The sequence below is a fragment of the Pseudanabaena sp. 'Roaring Creek' genome, assembly GCF_001402795.1.
Classification (GTDB): domain Bacteria; phylum Cyanobacteriota; class Cyanobacteriia; order Pseudanabaenales; family Pseudanabaenaceae; genus Pseudanabaena.
Map to the genome: position 1 here is coordinate 1 of NZ_LIRE01000395.1, position 3,048 is coordinate 3,048.

The 3,048-nt window shown below is 46.3% G+C and carries 2 protein-coding genes; both read right to left on the bottom strand.

Annotation, left to right across the window (positions count from 1 at the left end; genetic code table 11):
• Nucleotides 1-222: 222 nt before the first annotated feature.
• Complete coding sequence (locus tag AC805_RS13290; protein ID WP_055075872.1) at nt 223-891, bottom strand: hypothetical protein; 669 nt, start codon at nt 889-891, stop codon at nt 223-225.
• A 34-nt stretch (nt 892-925) separates the two neighbouring features.
• A partial coding sequence (locus AC805_RS13295) for a DUF11 domain-containing protein (protein ID WP_055075873.1) occupies nt 926-3,048 on the bottom strand: 2,123 nt, incomplete at its 5' end.

Here is a 3,048-nt window from a genome sequence, read left to right on the forward strand (position 1 = left end):
TAATTATCCCAAGCTAGCCAAGCCATTCCATTCTTATCATAACGTTATGATAAGAATAGAGGAGTGTTACTTTTATACGAATAATACCAATTTCCAAAATTTAAGAAGCATATTTAGAACTATGTCCAACATCTATGAAATTCCTGCGGGGTTAAACCAGCAAGAAATATTTGAAAAAATTATCTCTAGTAAAAACATTCTCATCGAGTGCATATTAACTTCTTAACTTCGGTCAATCCATAATTGCTGAGAATCATAAAAAGAACCTTTTTGTACTAAATGAAAACTTCCTAACAATAGTCCTAGCCAAATTTCTACGATCGGCAGCGGCAAAACACTTACTAAATCGGGCAAAAGTATAGGTAGCTCATAGTGATTGAGGCAATTGGCGATCGCCTCAATCCAATCGGACACATTTTCAGCATGAGCAGTACCCATGACTAACTCAATTTGTCGCTCTGGAGCGAGAGCATCTTCTTGCTCTAAAAGCTGAATTAAGGTCTGTTTATCAACGGGTCTAACTATGGAATTACCATCTTTAGCTCGTTCAGGAGACTTCCTTGGTAAACTCGACAATGGCGATATAAATTGATCGAGATCGACGATCGCCGATTGACGAATATAACGATCAAAAGCATCATCAGTCATTATTGGTCCTTCATTTGTCGACTGTGCCTGTAGCTCCTCAAATAGCGAATTGGTACGATCCCTAAACAGATCGGCAATCTGAATTACAGCTTCACCAGCTACCCGCAACTGCGATCGCGTATCTAAGTCTAATAAAGTCAGATCTAGTAGATCAAACACTTTAGGCAAATTTGCCTCCTCAGGAACCTGAGCAGCAGTAGCGATCGCTTCCCACAGATTTAGTTCGAGTTGTTCGATCTGCAAAACTCGATCCTCATACTCAACTTACTTTGTCAATTTACCGTACCTGAACCTTAAATCTCACGAATCCATAGGAATTTTTGGGGGTTCCTGAACTCGTAGCCACAGGTACTAAAGTACTTGACCCCAATTGCACCAATATAGCACCATCGGGATTGCTCGCACCGTTGTTACAGGGAGAGGGGGATGTGGCTGACGATACATTACTAGCCAAAAACCTTCCCGCATCGGCATCGGCACTATTACTCAAGGCAACCTTACCAGTTCCTGTCGTGGAGTTGTTTGGGTCAGGTAATATCGTTCCTGTGCTATCCCATCCCAGTAAAATACCGCTACCAGTACCATAACTATTAGATTGGAAGATCGTATTGGCGGGAATGCGATCGCAGAATTGGACATCCTTAGCAGGGGTAGCACCATTGGATAGGAAATAAATTGTATATTCTAGGATATCTCCCGATTGAACACTCGGACAGGTAGGAGTATTGGTCGAAGGGCAGGAGATTGCCCCCCTTAAATACTGCGTATTAGCTGCTGGCCATTTTACATCGCTATCATTAGAACCTAAGGTCGCAGTAGTGCTAGCAAAACCACTGATACTAGTACCATTAATCGCGGTAACCCGTTTAACGACGTTAAGATTAGGAGCATCGGAAACTGTCACATCTTCGCCAGTATTAGCAGTGTTATAGTTAACAGTTTTTGAACCACCAGTCGCAGGATCGTTATATGTCGCTGAAGCGGGATTATTGTAGGTTCCAGTCGCGACAGCATTGCCCACATCAGCGGTAAATTGGATCTCAACCGATCCTCCTCCTGGAATCGAGAACGTTCCCCAAGACAAATTACTAGTTCCTGCGGTTGGGTTACTGGCGGTAGGTCGAGTCGATCCGCCAATTAAATTTATGGTCGGGGCTGGACTTGCGGCAAGGGTAAATCCTGTGGGCAAACTATTGTCGGCGATCGTCACATTATTGGCAGTTGCTAAACCCGCCCCATTACTTACCACAATTTTGTAGATTGCCTGACCACCCTGAAAGACTATCGGTGTGCTGGTGGTTTTCACTACGGCTAACGCGGGAACACAAGCAGCTCCCGAACTTGCTCCTGGAACTGTACCCACGGAAATTGGTACCGCTAATCCTGTTCCCGCTACTGCTCCATTGGTAGGATCGCCCCCTCCATTTCCAGTTACTCCAGCGGTACCTCCCTGTAAACTTGTGGCGACTCCAGGGCTGGAGACTACAACACCGCCACCGCCGCCGCCCCCGGGTCCATGATTTTCAATAAAGAAAGGACTACCACCATTGCCCCCTAAAACGTTCACAGTAAGTCCAGCGACATTATTGCTTAAAGCGGAGACTAGCACACTCCCGCCAGCACCACCGCCACCACCACCATCCTTAGTCACATTGCGAGCATTGCTTCCATTAGCACTAATCGTTCCTACGCCACTAACAGTATTAGTGCGCAACATGACCATGCCGCCGCCTGATGCACCACTACTATATATACCACTACCAGAATTATCGGTATTTGGTGGAGAAAAAGATCCATCATTATTAGTACCAGCGCCACCGCCACCACCCAATACTAAACGACTGGTCGTAGCTGGAAAAGGTTTACCACCAAACCCGCCTGTCGGTAAGTTGGACTTCCACGATCGCCCTCCAATTCCACCTGAGCCACCATTACTACCACCGCCGCCACCAGAATTTTGATCGTTAAGAATGGGATCACCATCGGTGCTACCTCCTCCCGCATTACCAGGAGCCCCCCGACCATAACTGCCATTGGGATAGCCTTCAGTCACATTATCTAGGAGGGTGAGGGTAGATGGGTCAATGACAAACCTTGGCGTTCCTGCAATCCCTTCGGCCTTGGAACCATTATTATTCTGTGTCGATGGCGTTCGATAGTCTGTATTAAGTCCAGCGTCACCGTTTAATAGACGGCCTCCTCCTCCTCGAAACCCTTTACCGCTAACATCAATCCCCCCCGTTAAGTTCAAGTTTCCTGCCACATCATAGGCAACAATTCCTCCCGTACTTCCATTCCAATAGGATGATGTTGCAGATCCTAAAGTCGCACTCGAATATTGCGGTACTCTCACGACTTGATAGGTTTGTTGTCCTTGACTTGCCGTCGCTGCGGCACTCA